General features: G+C 64.2%; 15 protein-coding genes. 11 read left to right on the top strand and 4 right to left on the bottom strand.

What is annotated here, in order from left to right; translation table 11 throughout:
- Window positions 1-365, top strand: a 365-nt coding sequence (locus tag FM113_RS15915) for an antibiotic biosynthesis monooxygenase (protein ID WP_217896037.1), incomplete at its 5' end; no start/stop codon positions are given.
- Between the two features lie 61 nt (window positions 366-426).
- On the opposite strand, the gene FM113_RS15910 is transcribed toward FM113_RS15915, so the two are convergent.
- The gene (locus tag FM113_RS15910) at window positions 427-2,286 is read right to left on the bottom strand and encodes a solute carrier family 23 protein (protein WP_087015815.1); all 1,860 of its coding nucleotides are present in this window, start codon (window positions 2,284-2,286) and stop codon (window positions 427-429) included.
- 111 nt (window positions 2,287-2,397) lie between these two features.
- Between FM113_RS15910 and FM113_RS15905 the strand changes: the two genes are divergently transcribed.
- From FM113_RS15905 to FM113_RS15880, 6 genes are all read left to right on the top strand, one after another.
- The gene (locus FM113_RS15905; protein ID WP_087015814.1) at window positions 2,398-3,339 is read left to right on the top strand and encodes a LysR family transcriptional regulator; all 942 of its coding nucleotides are present in this window, start codon (window positions 2,398-2,400) and stop codon (window positions 3,337-3,339) included.
- 146 nt (window positions 3,340-3,485) lie between these two features.
- Window positions 3,486-5,051, top strand: a complete 1,566-nt coding sequence (locus FM113_RS15900; RefSeq protein ID WP_087015813.1) for a sodium:alanine symporter family protein — start codon at window positions 3,486-3,488, stop codon at window positions 5,049-5,051.
- 109 nt (window positions 5,052-5,160) lie between these two features.
- The gene (locus tag FM113_RS15895) at window positions 5,161-7,509 is read left to right on the top strand and encodes an acyltransferase family protein (RefSeq protein ID WP_087015812.1); all 2,349 of its coding nucleotides are present in this window, start codon (window positions 5,161-5,163) and stop codon (window positions 7,507-7,509) included.
- Between the two features lie 111 nt (window positions 7,510-7,620).
- Window positions 7,621-7,908 carry a helix-turn-helix domain-containing protein gene (locus FM113_RS15890; protein ID WP_087015811.1) on the top strand — a complete coding sequence of 96 codons (288 nt, stop codon included), beginning with the start codon at window positions 7,621-7,623 and terminating at the stop codon, window positions 7,906-7,908.
- A gap of 396 nt (window positions 7,909-8,304) precedes the next feature.
- The gene (locus tag FM113_RS15885) at window positions 8,305-8,802 is read left to right on the top strand and encodes a DUF523 domain-containing protein (RefSeq protein WP_087015810.1); all 498 of its coding nucleotides are present in this window, start codon (window positions 8,305-8,307) and stop codon (window positions 8,800-8,802) included.
- Window positions 8,803-8,898: 96 nt separating this feature from the next.
- Entirely contained in the window at window positions 8,899-9,222 is a 324-nt protein-coding gene (locus FM113_RS15880) for a co-chaperone YbbN (protein WP_087015809.1), read from the top strand.
- Between the two features lie 92 nt (window positions 9,223-9,314).
- On the opposite strand, the gene FM113_RS15875 is transcribed toward FM113_RS15880, so the two are convergent.
- On the bottom strand, window positions 9,315-10,268 hold the full coding sequence (locus FM113_RS15875) for an NAD(P)/FAD-dependent oxidoreductase (protein WP_087015808.1): 954 nt from the start codon (window positions 10,266-10,268) through the stop codon (window positions 9,315-9,317).
- A 185-nt stretch (window positions 10,269-10,453) separates the two neighbouring features.
- Here FM113_RS15875 and FM113_RS15870 point away from each other — a divergent pair, with 185 nt between their 5' ends.
- The 4 genes from FM113_RS15870 to FM113_RS15855 all read left to right on the top strand — a co-directional run bounded on the left by FM113_RS15870 (window position 10,454) and on the right by FM113_RS15855 (window position 13,510).
- Complete coding sequence (locus FM113_RS15870) at window positions 10,454-11,086, top strand: helix-turn-helix domain-containing protein (protein WP_087015807.1); 633 nt, start codon at window positions 10,454-10,456, stop codon at window positions 11,084-11,086.
- Between the two features lie 79 nt (window positions 11,087-11,165).
- Complete coding sequence (locus FM113_RS15865) at window positions 11,166-11,477, top strand: hypothetical protein (protein WP_087015806.1); 312 nt, start codon at window positions 11,166-11,168, stop codon at window positions 11,475-11,477.
- A gap of 121 nt (window positions 11,478-11,598) precedes the next feature.
- Window positions 11,599-11,889: a GNAT family N-acetyltransferase gene (locus FM113_RS15860; RefSeq protein WP_087015805.1), complete on the top strand. Its 291-nt coding sequence runs from the start codon at window positions 11,599-11,601 to the stop codon at window positions 11,887-11,889.
- A gap of 70 nt (window positions 11,890-11,959) precedes the next feature.
- Window positions 11,960-13,510 carry a serine hydrolase gene (locus FM113_RS15855; protein WP_176387264.1) on the top strand — a complete coding sequence of 517 codons (1,551 nt, stop codon included), beginning with the start codon at window positions 11,960-11,962 and terminating at the stop codon, window positions 13,508-13,510.
- A gap of 12 nt (window positions 13,511-13,522) precedes the next feature.
- On the opposite strand, the gene FM113_RS15850 is transcribed toward FM113_RS15855, so the two are convergent.
- Both FM113_RS15850 and FM113_RS15845 read right to left on the bottom strand, forming a co-directional pair.
- Complete coding sequence (locus FM113_RS15850; RefSeq protein WP_087015803.1) at window positions 13,523-14,131, bottom strand: DJ-1/PfpI family protein; 609 nt, start codon at window positions 14,129-14,131, stop codon at window positions 13,523-13,525.
- A gap of 107 nt (window positions 14,132-14,238) precedes the next feature.
- Complete coding sequence (locus FM113_RS15845) at window positions 14,239-14,676, bottom strand: helix-turn-helix transcriptional regulator (protein ID WP_254909049.1); 438 nt, start codon at window positions 14,674-14,676, stop codon at window positions 14,239-14,241.
- Between the last annotated feature and the right edge of the window lie 89 nt (window positions 14,677-14,765).

Raw genomic sequence — 14,765 nt, 5'->3', positions numbered from 1 at the left:
CCCCCCCCCGAAGCAAGGAGAACACCATGAATGAGCAGCAGCAGCAGCCAAGCACCCCGTTCATCTCGATCAACACGTTTACCGCCCGCGACGGCGGGCTCGACGCACTAATCCAGTTCCAGATCGCCGAGACGCAGCGCATGAGCATCGAGGCCACCGCACACGGCTGGCTCGGGAACGAGATGTATCGCACGCGAGGCGGCACGGACTTGATCGTGATTACGCGGTTCCGCTCCCCCGAGGCGAGAGCACTGTGGGCGGAGACGCCACGATTCTTGCGCCACGTTGATGCACTCCAGCCCTATGTTCAGGAGATCACGACAACCGCGGTGGACTTCGTCGCCGCCCACGGCGCACCTCGATAATGCCTCCGCGCCCTCAGCCGAGAACTCGGCCGAGGGCGCGGAGCCCTACTGAGTCCGCCGCTCAGCTCGTCTGACGCGTCCAGAAGTCGGCGTGGCTCGCCGCGGCTTCGTCCTCCAGCAGTGGCCCGAGAACCTCGATGTGGCGCTGCCCGTGCGCGATCACCTCGCGGCACGGCAGATCGAAGGTCGGGTTCTCCGGGTCATCGCCGGTGATTCCCAGCAGCCGGTGCTCGGAGAGCGCGTACACGATCCGGCCGATGCCGGTCCAGTACACGGCCCCGGTGCACATCACGCACGGTTCGGCGCTCGTATAGAGCGTCGCCCCGGGGAGTTCGTCCAGGGGCACCGCGGTCGCCGCCTCCGCCGCGGCACGCAACTCAGCGTGCTGGGTGGGGTCGCCCTCCGGCGGCATCGAGTTGTTCCCCTTCGACGCGATCACGCGTCCGTCGGCAGCGACCACAATCGAGGCAAACGGATGCCGTCCCGCCTGGCGGGCTTCGTCGGCAAGGGCGATTGTCGCGCGCAGGTGGGCGAGGTCGGCCTCGCTGGGGGTGGGGTTCTCGGTTGTCGACATCGTGTCGGTTCCTTCCTGTTGTGTAATTGAAATTTTCGGGCTTCGGTTGAGTACGGCGTTCAGAAGAACTGCGACGATCGCGCAGAGAAAAATGCCGCTCTCGAGCACCAGGGCGAGTGGCCCCCGCACGTGTTCGAGAAGCGCCGGCATCGCCATCGGGAGCACGCCGACGCTCAGCGATACGGCCACGATGAGCGCGTTGTGAGTGCCCTCGTACTTCACTCCCGCGAGTTCCTGGATGCCCGCGGCAGTCGTCATGCCAAACATGACAATAGCTCCGCCTCCAAGCACGGCCGGCGGGATCGCAGCAACGATCGCTCCAAGTTTCGGGATCAAGCCCATCAGCACCATGATCCCGCCACCGACTGCGACGACGTACCGACTCCGGACCCGCGTCATTGCGATCAAGCCGGTGTTCTGACTGAAGGCGTTGAGCGGAAAACCGTTGAAGACCCCGCTGATCATGGTGGCGAGCCCCTCGCCGCGGAACGCATTGCCCAGCCGACGCGGCGTGATCTCGGCACCGACCATGCGCCCGATGGCGAGTGCGTTCCCCGTGGTCTCAGCCATGATGACAATCATGGCAAGGGTCATGATGAGGATGGGGACGAGATTGAACTGTGGTGGCCCAAAGCTGAGCGGTGCGGCGATACCGAACCAGGCGGCCTCTGACACGCCCCCGAAATCGCTCATCCCGGCAAGGAAGGCCGCGATGGTTCCGACAAGCATCCCGATGAGCACCGACAGGCTGCTCATCAGGCCCTTGAATGAGGCATAGACGGCAACGGTGACCACGACGGTGAGCAGGCCGATCAGGAGGTGCTGGGGCTGGCCGAAGGTCTCACTTCCGATTCCCCCGCCGAGCCACCCTGCGGCGGCGGGCATGAGGGAGATGCCGACGGTGGTGATGAGGCAGCCGATCACGACTCTCGGGAAGAATCGGAGCAGCCGAGAGAAGAGCGGGGCCAGTCCGATCGCAAGCGCGCCCGCGGCGATCACCGAACCGAACACCGTGCCGATCCCGTACTCGGTCCCAATCTGCACCATGGGAGCGAGAGCAATGAACGAAGCACCCTGGATCAGCGGAAGCCGGGCACCGAAGCGCCATATTCCCAGAGTTTGCAGGAGGGTGGCGAGGCCACCGATAATCAGGTTGCAGTTGATGAGGATGACGATCTCGCTCTGGCCAAGACCGAGCGCGCTTCCCAGGACGAGGGGCACCGCAACGATGCCGGCGTAGACGACGAGTACGTGCTGCAGGCCCAGCGTCACCATTGAGCGAGGCGGGAGCGCTTCATCAACGGGATCGGTCGAGCGCAAGCGGGCTTCTTTGACCGCGGTTTTCATAGTCTTCCTTTCCTTGATTCCTTGATTCCGACGTGCACAAGGCCAGGCTAGGTCCGGCTAGGACGATGGACGAAGTGAGCTTCCATCGAGAGAAGCGATAGGATCCACGGCATGAGACTCAGCCTTGAGCAGGTGGAAGCGTTTGTTCTCTCCGCGAAGCACGGATCCTTCTCCGCCGCGGCGCGTGCGCTGGGGCGCTCACAATCGACGATAAGCGCGGCAATCTCCAACTTGGAGATCGCACTCAATGTCGAACTCTTTGACCGGACATCTCGCAACCCGACACTGACTGACGAGGGGCAGACTCTGCTCCTGGAAGCGCGGATGCTGTACGACCGCGCCGTGTCGTTTGAGCGACACGGGGACGCGCTCGCCGCCGACGACGCCCCAAGCGTGACACTCGCGGTCGGCATCCCACCCCGGCAAGTCTTGCCCGTGCTGGAAGGCTTCGCCGCGGAATTCCCGCACACCGATCTCGTGATCCAGAACCCCGCGCAAGGCGACGCCAGTCGATTGGTGCTGGATGACGAGGCCGCCCTTGGCATCGCGTTCGCGCTTCCCGAATACCCGGAACACCTGCGGTTCCACCAGATGGGGAAGCTTGTCATGACTCACGTAGCTCACCGTGATCACCCACTCGCGGCGCTCGACCGCCCGACATTCGATGACCTGCGCGGGCATCGCCACCTCGCCTACATCGCCCACTCCAGCGCCTTGCCCACAAGCGAGTACCTGCAGTCGGCGCAGACCTGGCACGCGGACTCGTATGACGTGCTCGTTTCGCTCGCGCGTTCAGGCGTCGGTTGGGCCACACTTCCGCGGCAACTGATCCTCACCGAGATTGCCTCGGGCGAGCTTGTCGAGCTGCAACTCGACGCCTACCCGTTCACCGACTGGATCGTCTCCGTTGATCTGATCTGGCGGCGCGGGCGGCGACTCGGGCGGGTCGAATCCTGGCTCCTGAATCGGTTCGGTACCCACCGCGTGCACGAAGTGGGTCGCGACGGCCAGGACACCACGCGCACGGCGCTCCTGCACGCGCCCGAGCACTAGCTCCCACGCCTGGTTCTCGCGGGCGCTGCACGGCGCACACGCCGTGCAGCGCCTCGCGCCCACCCTCGGCCAACTGCTACAGTCGCCACATCCTCGGACAGACCCACATCCGATCCCGCAGCGACGCGAAGGACTGAGCTACTACCGTGACTGACACACTGCAGAGCATTCTCGACTCAATCGGCGGCGTGATCTGGGGGCCGTTTGTCCTCATTCCGCTGCTGTTCCTCACTGGGCTCTACCTCACATTCCGCCTCGGGGGAATCCAGTTCTTGCGCCTCGGGGCCGCACTGAATCTGGGCATCATCCGCCGCCGCGATCCGGGTTCGAGCGGAGACATCTCTCAGTTCCAGGCCCTCACGACCGCGCTTGCCGCGACAGTCGGCACGGGCAATATCGTGGGAGTCGCCACCGCGATCGGTATCGGCGGCCCCGGCGCACTCTTCTGGATGTGGGTGACCGGCCTCCTCGGCATGGCCTCAAAGTACTCGGAGGCGTTCCTCGGGGTGCGCTTCCGCCAGGCTGACAGCAAGGGCGAGCGCAACGGCGGGCCGCAGTACTACCTGGAGCGGGGCATCCGCGGCCCGCTCGGCAAGATCCTCGGTTGGTCGTTCACGATCTTCGCCGTGTTCGCATGCTTCGGCATCGGCAACCTCACCCAGTCGAACTCGATCTCCGCGAACGTGGAGCACAGCTTCGGCGTTCCCACATGGGTGACGGGCGTGGTGCTCACCATCTTTGTCCTCGTCGTGCTCGTGGGCGGCATCAAGTCAATCGGCAAGGTCACCGCCGGATTCGTGCCGATCATGATCGTGTTCTACGTTGTCGCCGCGCTCTACATCCTCTTCGTGAACCTCGGTGATGTGCCCGCCGCGATCGGCCTGGTTTTTGCGGACGCGTTCACGGGAACCGCTGCGGCCGGCGGCTTCGCCGGATCGGTGTTCATCATCGCAATCCAATACGGCTTCGCCCGCGGTATCTTCTCGAACGAATCCGGCATGGGATCCGCCGCGATCGCCGCGGCCGCCGCGCAGACAAGCCACCCGGTGCGTCAGGGCCTCGTGTCGATGACGCAGACGTTTATCGACACGATCATCGTGGTGACAATGACCGGGCTTGTCATCATCACGACGGGCACGTACACCTCGATCGACCCCTCCACGGGCGAACAGCTCTCCCCCGCACTCATGACCGGGCAGGCGTTCTCCAACGGTTTGCCGGGCGAGTGGGGGCACTGGATCGTGACGATCGGCCTCGTGATGTTCGCGGCGTCGACAATCCTCGGCTGGGCGTACTACGGCGAGCGCAACATCGTCCGCATTTTCGGTCGCAGCGTGGTGATGCCGTTCCGTGTGGTGTTCTCCCTCATCGTCTTCGTCGGGGCGACCACCCAGCTCGCGATCGCGTGGTCGTTCTCTGACATGATGAATGGCCTGATGGCGATTCCCAATCTCATCGGCCTCATCATCCTTTCCGGGCTCGTGGCGCGTGAGACCCGCGCGTATCTGAAATTCGATCCCAAGCTGCGCGCAACGTCCGCAGAAATTGAGCGCGCTCTCGCGGACGAGCCGGGATACCAGGCCTGGCGCACTCGAGAGGCAGAACTTGACCGGCAGGGCGGGATCAGGCCCCAACGACCGGATACACACAAGGTCGACGCTGTCGGGATCCTGCCCGAAGACGCCGACGAATCGCAAGGCCCGCGCCGCTAGCTGTCACAATTCGCGTCCGAGCCCCCGATCCCGCACTGGGATTGGGGGCTCCCTCCTGCGAGGCACGAAGACGACCGTGCGGACTGACTAGACTCAACACTCTTGGCGTGTGTCGCCGAGCCGCACGAGAGGACGACCGCTGAGCAACACATCTCGAGCGACCGCCCCAACGCTGCGCGACGCTCCCCAGCACAGGGCCCGCGTCTCGCGCCCCACGCGCACCGATATCCAGGCGCTCCGCGCAATCGCGGTGGGGCTCGTCATCCTCAATCATCTGTGGCCGGATCGGCTTCCCGGCGGCTACGTCGGCGTCGACGTGTTCTTCGTAATCTCAGGTTTCCTGATCTCCACCCACCTGATCTCCCAGTTGATGAACACGGGCAGGATCGCCTTCGCGGAGTTCTACGCGCGGCGCGCGCGCCGGCTGCTGCCCGCGGCGCTCGTCGTCAGTCTCGCCGCGCTCGCGGGCACCCTGCTGTGGCTCCCGGCGGAACGCTGGCCGCGCATCGCCAACGAAACGTTTGCGGCGACCGCGTACGTGGAGAACTGGTTCCTAGCGGCCAGCGCGGTCGACTACTCCGCGCAGAGTGACGCCGCGACAACGGTGCAGCACTACTGGTCACTCTCCGTCGAAGAGCAGTTCTACCTGCTGTGGCCGATCGTGCTCCTTGGCCTGGCGGTGCTCCTGCGCCGACGTGCTCATGTTGCCATTCCGACGCACCTCTCAGCGTCCTCATTTCCGCGGGTGGGTCTGCTGCTCGCGGTGACCCTCATCGGAGTGATCTCTTTCGCATTCGCTGTGTGGCTGACTGGCACCGAGCGCAGTTTCGCATACTTCCACACTGGCACTCGGGTGTGGGAGTTCATGGTTGGCGCCCTCGTCGCCCTCGCCGCTCCTGCTTGGTCGCGCTGGCTGGCGGGTGGACGCGCGGGCGTCACGCTCGTGCGGGGCACGGCACACTGGCTGGGTCTCGGGTTGATCGGGTACTCCGCGCTGACGTTTACCGAGACGACTGCCTTCCCCGGCCCGTGGGCCCTGCTGCCCGTCGCAGGCACCGCGCTGATCATCGCAACCGGCGACCAGGCCCCGCGATTGTCGCCGCTGCTCGTGTTGCGCTGGCGGCCGGTGCAGTGGGCGGGCGATGTGTCGTACTCGCTCTATCTGTGGCACTGGCCACTCATCGTGCTCGCGCCCGCAGTGCTAGCCCGCGAACTCCGATTGCAGGACCGCGTCCTCATTCTCACACTCACGATCGTGCTCGCAGCCCTCACGAAGCGCTACGTCGAAGATCCGGGCCGTACGCGGTTGTTCCGCGGCGCCCGGCCGAGGCGCACCCTGTGGGCCACCGCCGCGAGCGTGGCTGTCGTCGCGCTGCTCGCCGGCGGCGTACACGTGGCCGCACAGCAGGTCACGGCTCAGGCCGCGCGTGCGGCCGCGGAGTTCGAGCGCAGCGGCTGCTTTGGCGCCGCCGCGCTCGATCCCGCGGCTGACTGCGGCGAGCTGTTTGGTGCCGCGCAGCTTGCGCCCCGAGGCGACGACAACGCACCGTGGTATTCGCCGCCGGAGTGCACGCTCGCCGAGCAGCAGATCCTCGCCGAAGGGAAGCCGTCGCTTGTTGAGTGCGATTTCTCGGCCGCGGGATCCGGCATCAAGAAATCAGACTCCGCGGGATCACACACCGCGGGATCGGGTGCCGCGGGATCGGGTGCCGCGGGATCAGATTCCGAGGCGCCGCTCGTGTGGCTCGTGGGCGACTCGCACGCCGAGCACTGGAAGGCCGCGGTCTATGAGGTCGCGCGCGGCAACGGGTGGCGGGTCAACTCCTCAATGCAGGGCGGCTGCCCCATCGTCGACGTGGATCGCGTCGCGTTCAAGGGCATACCGGATGCGAACGGGGCGAAGTCCGAGGCCTGCCGAAGCTGGAGCGCCGACGTCACCGAGCGGATTCGCGAGAGCGATCCCGCACTGATTCTGGTGTCCACGTTTACCGCGCAGGAGACAATCGATGATGGGAGCGGGCGATCCCAAGCTGAACAAGTCGCCGTAGCCAGCGCGCAACTGTTCTCGCAGTGGCGTGAGGCTGGCGCGCAGGTCGTCGCAATCCGGGACGCACCCTACGCGGAGGCGCGGCTCGGACCCGATTGTGTGGAGCGCGATCTCGCTCAAGCGGCTGCGTGCACCGCACCCGTGTCCGAGGTGCTCCCACCCGACGCTCTCGCGGATGCTGCCGCTACGAGCTCCGATCCACAGATCTCCGCGATGGATCTCTCTGATCGCTTCTGCCGCGCGGGCACCTGCTACGGCGTCATCGGGGGCGTCCCCGTGTTCTTCGACGAGGACCACATCTCCCGCAGCTACTCCCGTAGCCTCGCCCCGGCGTTCGCGGCGGAACTCGAACGCGCCACCGGCTGGACGGTGCAGCCGCCTCTCGCGGAGGACTCTGAAAGCGTCAGCTAGAGGCCATTACGCGGCAAATTGCTGGGCCCATCAGCGGAACAAAACTACCAGCACTCTGCCACTTTCTAACAAAAAGTGGCATCCTCGTGGCAGATTTAAGAGGAGCAAACAATGGCTGATCCAACTGTGCCGGTGCAACGCGCGCTGGACACAATTGGCGAGCACGTCACCGTGATGCGAAAACTCAATCGCCTCACTGCGAAACGTACTGCTGCCCGCGCCGGCGTGAGCCTCACCACACTGCGGAAGTTCGAGCGCGGTGAAAACGTTGAATTGGTGACTGCGCTTGAGATCCTTCGCGCGGTTGGACTCCTTGACGCTGTTGTGGCCGGCGCCGACCCGCTGCAATCCACACAGGGGCGAGCCAGGCTCGCCGCGTTCATTGACGGACAGCGATGATGAACGAGAGCGAATCTGACCAGGTCGAAGTCGGTGTGCAGCTCCCCGACGGAACAAGGCAGGGCGACTGCGATCCACACGGCTGTGGAGTCGCGCACGCGGGACGACGTCCTCACGCCACATACACGCGCAGCATCGCGATACGCGGGGCCGGTATACGGGCGCCGTCCCGGAGACCGACGCGAAACCATAGCGCAATCTCACCGGACTGAGCCCCGCTCGTTGCACGCTCCGCGTGCAACGACCTTGCCAGTCCCCATCTCACGATCGGGGAAACAGTCAAGCGCGCGGACCACCGGACACGCCGAGACATTTCACCCCCGTCCTCTTGCCACTTCAGCACAGAAACGGGTGTTGAATCGCCAGGACTGCGCATCACCCGTAGTGTCGTGGAGTATGGCCGCTCACCCCTTTCTCGTCAGTTCCTGTCTCGCGGGTATTCCGTGCCGATACGACGGGAATGCGCGCCCCGATGCGGAGATTATTGCTGCAGTCGAGAACGGACATGCCGTGCCTGCGTGCGCCGAACAGCTCGGGGGCCTGCCCACGCCGCGTCCGGCGGCCGAGATACGGGGTGGCGACGGGAGTGACGTGCTGCGTGGCACTGCTGCGGTCATTACCGATCAGGGAGAAGATGTCACCGCTGAGTTCATCGCAGGTGCTGAGAAGGTCACCGAGCTCGCGCTCGCACACGGGATCACTGAGGCAGTGCTCCAAGCGCGGAGCCCGTCCTGCGGGTGTGGTGTGGTGTACGACGGCAGCCATAGCGGCGAGTTGACCCGCGGAGACGGTGTGCTCGCCGCGATGCTGACACAACGCGGGATCACAGTCCGCGCGGTTCGAGGCAATCGGGACACATCCACGGCCGATGAGAACGCAGGCTCACCTGCGTAGTTTCGCGATGCTGAACCAGCAAAGAATTTCGCTGCGCTCCCAGGGCCGGAGGCACGCTTGAAGACGACAGAGTTCTTCAGAGAAAGCGAGGGGCGCATGCCCACCTTCAACGCAAATGCCGAGACGCTCCAGGCCGAGCTGCAGACCGGCCGGCCGGTACTCATTCAGTTCTGGGCCGAGTGGTGCGCTCCGTGCCGGGCCATGATCCCGATCGTGGATCAGTTCGCTCAGGAGAATGAGGGCGCCGTGTCAGTGGCCCGCGTCGACATCGACGCTCATCCTGATCTCTCGATCACGTATCGGGTCACCGCGGTTCCCACGTTTGTCGTGGCCAGAAACGAGCGGGTGCTCGAATCGTTCTCCGGGGCGATGCCGCTGAAGCCCTTCACTGCACAGGTGATGCAGGCGATCGCGGCTTAGCACCAGGCAAGACAGATGCGTCACGGGACCCTGACCTCCCGTGACGCATTCTCATGTCAAAACTCCGGTGACATTGCGCAGGTGCGCACCTCTCACACGTACCACGAAGCCGATTCCCCGTTCACTGCGCGGCCAAGGTCATGCGCCAAGAGATACCCGGACATGTCGATCGCCGCTGCGGATCCCTCGCCCGCGGCAGTCACGACCTGTGCGCGCGGGTTCGCTAGGTTCCCCGCCGCCCACACACCACCCACGGAGGTTCGCCCAGTGGGGCCGACATCGATCCACGTGGTGTCTCCGTTTCGCACGAGTCCCAAGCCCTCGAATGCGTCATCGCGCGGCACCATGCGCGGTACGACAAACGCGCAGTCGTGCGTGGAGATTGCGCCGCTTTCCTGGAGAATACTGAGCGCCCCCTCCGGGCTACTCCTCACACGGGTGACGCGGTCGTTCACTACAGTGACCCCAATTGCCGAAAACTCATCGCGCTCGTGATCGGCGAGGTCGATACCGTTGAGGTAGAAGACCACATCGTCCGTATACCGTCGCATGAGTGCGGCCTGGTGGACCGACATAGGTGCGTGTGTGCCACCAATGATCGCGATGCGCTGACCGGCGACTTCCCGCCCGTGACAGTGCGGGCAATGGTGAACGAGGGTCCCCCAGAGTTCCTTCGCTCCCGGAATTTCGGGAACTTCATCCCGGAGGCCGGTCGCGAGGAGGACTGCAGGCGCGATGAGTTCGCTGCCTTCCTCAAGTACGACTCGAAACTGTCCCCCCGTCGACTGTTCCACGCGATCGGCGCGCGCCGCGAGCAGCTTGCCACCGAACCCGATCATCTCTTCCCGCCCGACCTGCAGGAGGTCCGCTGGATTCATGCCGTCTCGGGAGAGAAACCCGTGCATGTGGGTGGCGGGGGCGTTGCGTGGTGTCCGGTCTTCAACCAGTACAATCCGGATGCCGGTGCGCGCGAGCACCACTCCGGCACTCAGACCGGCGGCGCCTCCGCCCACCACAATGGCATCCCACTCGCTTGCGTGTGACATCTCTATCGTCTCCTTTTCTCTGAGACTTCATCGTCCCTCCGCTGGGCTGGAACCACCGACATCTCTTGCCGAAACGGGGAAACCGACGTCTCGGCAACTCGACCTCGGGCAGCTCAAGCCGCATCCTCTTGCCAAAACAGCATGATTCGTTGTTCCTCCCCCCTGACAGCCTCGAAGATTGCTGCATGGCGATAGAACATGTTGTGGCGGCCGCCATGGAGCAGCTGCCCCTGCGCCTGCGCCGTGCCCGCGAAAAACGAAGCTTGACGTTGAGTGATGTTGCTACGCAAACGGGAATCTCCACGAGCACGCTGTCCCGATTGGAATCGGGAAACCGACGACCCACAATCGAGCTGGTCATGCTGATTGCTATGGTGCTCGAGGTGCCGCTCGCGGACCTCGTTGCCGCGCCAAGTGTGCAAGACCCACGGGTACAGCTCCGCCACGCACACAGTGAAGGGCGAGCCATTGTTCCGCTGACGCGGAAGCAATCCGAACCTCGCGCGTTCAAACTCATCATTCCCGCGAGTGAGCGCACCCCCGCTCTGCGCACTCACAGCGGGTACGAGTGGCTATATGTGTTGTCAGGCAAGATGCGCCTTCGACTCGGGCCCCACGATGTGGTGCTCGGTCCCGGCGAAGTGGCGGAGTTCCCCACGGAGCAGCCCCACTGGTTTGGATCAACTGGGACCGGCCCCGTTGAAGTCCTGAGCCTCTTCGGAACCCAGGGCGAGATGATGCACGTGCGAGCGCACACGCGTCCCCTGTCGACGCCAAGGGATCCGCACAATCAGGTGGCCGAGACGTCACAATACTGAGCGCATGAGTGACGGCTCAGCGCCACCTGATCCCCCACCCCAAATAACACTCCAGAGACCAGAGAGGCCCGCGAGACGCATGGAAAACTTGACGCACGAGATCTACAGGCAGTGGATCGCCCCCTTTGCGGGCGGAGAACCGGTACACGAAACCGAGTCTTTCCGGCTAGCTGTCAATGACGAGCTCGACGATGACGAGCGTGTGCAGATCCTCGTTCGCCCCGCCCGCACTTTTGCTTTGGTCACCCCGGCCATACGTGACCTGCCTGACGTGAGTACTGCCAGGAGCGAAGCCGAATTGCGCGCGGCACTCACGGTCGCCGGAATTCGCCTGAACGGACCCGATCACCTCTTTTTTCCTGACGGAGGCCGCCGCACAGCAGCTCCGTGAGACCGAAGATTCGAGAAACGTACGGGCACTCACTGAAAACGATCAGGCTGCGTTTGCGGCTTTCGAGGCTGGCGTCTCGGCAGAGGACCTTGATGGCGCATCGGTTGAGCTCGACCACTGGATGGTATTCGGTGCGTTCGAGGGCGACACGCTCGTTGCGGTCGGAAGTTCCTATCCGTTCGAAGAAGATGGGGCACTTGCTGATATGGGCGTCGTCACCCACCCTGACCATCGAGGTCACGGCCACGCACGCAGCGTGATCCGGGCGCTGGCTCGGGCCGCACTCGCGGCTGATCACGAGCCTCAGTACCGCTGTCAGATCGACAACACCGCATCGGTGAAGCTTGCGAGCCGATCGGGCTTTGTCTCCATCGGCACCTGGGATCTCCCGCTGCCAGGCGACACTGAATAGTGTTGAGTGGTGGCGCTCAGGGAAGCCCCACGACAACCGTCACCGCAGCATGACATTCAGGAGCCCCATCATGTCGGAACAGCTGTTTGCTCCCGCAGAACTCAGTTCACGCCTGCACACTGAGCTATTCGAAGGGCGGATCGCTCCAGATGAACCCGGCGCGGTGATCGCCGTGTACCGCGACGGGGTGATGCTCGCGAGCGCCTGCGCGGGCGTCGCAGACACAGCGACTCAGGCACCGCTCACCGACGACACCCTGATGAACATCGCGTCAATCAGCAAGCAGATGGCCGCCGCCGCTGTCCTGATCGCGGCCCGCGCAGGCACCGTCGATCTTGATGCGGATATCCGGACACTCGTGCCTGAACTTGCCGTCGCCGGGGTGACCCTACGCAATTGCCTGAACCACACCGCTGGCCTCCCCGACTACCTTGCCGTCGCGTTCACTGTGGGAATGCCGGAGATCGAGATCGCGGCCTTGTCGGTCTTCCTCGATTGGTTGGGCCGGGTCCGTGTGCCCGAGTTTGCGCCGGGCACCCAGCAGTCCTACTCCAACACCGGCTATGTGTTGGCCGCACTGGCGCTCGAGCGTGCCGCCGGCGCGCCGTTCCCCACTGTGCTTGCGGAGTCAGTGCTCCGCCCTCTGGGGATGACCGAGACCTTCAGCACAACCGTGCTGGGCGAGTTCAGTGACGGGATGGCGTTCAGCTTCTCTCAGGACCTAAAGGGCAAGTTCCTGAAGGAAACGATGGGGGTGGGTGAGGTTGCTCCAGTTCGCGGTGTCAACGGTGATGGCGAGGTCATTACGTCACTCACTCAGTTCGGTGCGTGGCAGGCGTTCCTGATCGACGGGCGCGTGCTCGGCGAGGATATTCGTCAGCAGATCCTCGCCAGGACTGTGCTGAGTGACGGCACGGTGACAAGCTACGGCTTCGGTGTGGCACACGAAACCCAGGCTGCGACCACCGTGGTCGCCCACAGCGGAGGCATGTGGGGGTTCTCTGCGTACTCCATTGTCGATGAGTCTTCTGGCTTGAGCGTTGCCTGCTTCGCCAACCGTGGCGGATTCAATACGTCAGAGGCGGCGTGGAAGGCAATGCACTTCGCAACCGGACTCGGAGACGTTGCCGGACACTGGTTCTCGACGCGCAGCTTCATGGGGGCGCGCATTGATATCGAAGCGAACGGGGACCTCGCGGCTCGATCCGGGCTGAGCGAAGAACCCGAGACCGTGCGCTGGAGTGGCGGCCAGACGTGGCTCGGCGATGACGGTTTTGCGCGAATCGAGCTCCAGGGGCACGGGCTTGAAATAGTGTCCTCGTTGGGCACTCCAGATTTCTCTTCGCGGCTCGAGACAGTCACGGGGTATCCGCAAGCTCTGCTCGGAAGCTACACAGATCCCGTATTCGGGAAGGCGTTCGAGTTCTCAGACCGTGACGGTGAGATCTGGCTCCGCCCGCCCGGCCGAGATGCCGAGCGCGTCATGCCGTTCGGGCGACGGCAGGGCGAGTGGATCGGCGAGACCAGCCTGGGCTGGGTCCTCATCGACGAGCACGCCGACAACAGTGTGCGTATCGGCTTGGGGACGTATTCGACGGAATTGTTGCGGACCACAGCGTAACTGACCGAGCGGCTACCCCTGCGGTCCGGCCGCGAACGGATCCACAGTTGCGTCAGTCTGGAATGCGTACTCTAGGTCGAACGCAACTGCCTCGGCTACCTGATCTCCCAAGAAGTGCCGGATCACGGCACCAGCCAAGTCCATGCCGGCAGCAACACCCGACGAAGTCCACCGGTCCCGATCGTGCACCCAGCGTGCCTCCCGCACCCAGTCGACCTCAGCACCGAATTGCGTGACCCAATCAAATGCCCGCTTGTTTGACGTGGCACGGTATCCCTCCAGGAGTCCGGCCGCGGCGAGCACCGCAGATCCAGTGCACACCGAGGTGACCCAGCTCGCCCCATCCGCGTAGACAGCCAAAGACTCGAGGAAGTTCGTGTCCAGCACCAGCGCTCGCGTGCCCATGCCGCCGGGAACGAGAATCAGGTCCGGCCGCCGGTCGCTCACAATCGAAGCTGTTGCCTGCACCTCGGCACCCTGTGAACTCCGCACCAGGCCAGCTTCGGGCGCCACGTAGGTGATCCGGAAGTGTTCGGGCAGACTCCCGAGAAACTCCACCGGACCAAACACGTCGAGCAGTTCAAACCCGTCGAACAACACCACATCAACATCAAGCTGCATGTGACAATCTTCGCGGATCCGGCCGCGGCGAGCACACTGCGTTGCGCTTTCGGCAGGCCCACGCAGGTGCCGAACCGCTGCTCCTCCGGGATCGCGACCGGGGCGTGTTAGCTCGTTGACTTCAACGTTGCGGCGAGCGCGTCAAGCGCGCCGGGCACGAGTGAAAAGTAGGCCCACACGCCCCGCTTTTCACGAGTGAGGAGCCCGGCCTCAACCAGGACTTTCAGGTGGTGCGAGACAGTGGGCTGACCCAGGCCCAGTGGCTCGGAGAGGTCGCAGACGCATGTCTCGGACTCGGGGTTGGACGACACGATCGAGAGGATGCGCAGTCGATTGGGGTCGGCGAGCGCCTTGAAACGGGCGGAGAGGGCGTCGGCGACTTCAGGGGACATCGCACGCTCGCCCACAGACGGAGTGCAGGACGGCGCTTCAGCTTCAGGGAGAGTGTGCGCATTCTGAGGCGCTTCGCGCACTGCGGATCCTGATGTGGACATACGCTCCCCCTCACTCTCGTTCGACTCCAGGCTCATCGAATTGACAACCATCGATATATTCAAACATACTCAAGACATCGATGTTTGTCGATGTCCCGAGTCAGAGGAGAGCACCACTTGACACACACCGCAGGCCGTAC

The sequence above is a fragment of the Leucobacter sp. 7(1) genome (assembly GCF_900163635.1).
Lineage (GTDB): Bacteria > Actinomycetota > Actinomycetes > Actinomycetales > Microbacteriaceae > Leucobacter.
The sequence above is the reverse complement of the archived record's forward strand: the minus strand, read 5'-3'. Positions and strand labels throughout refer to the sequence as shown.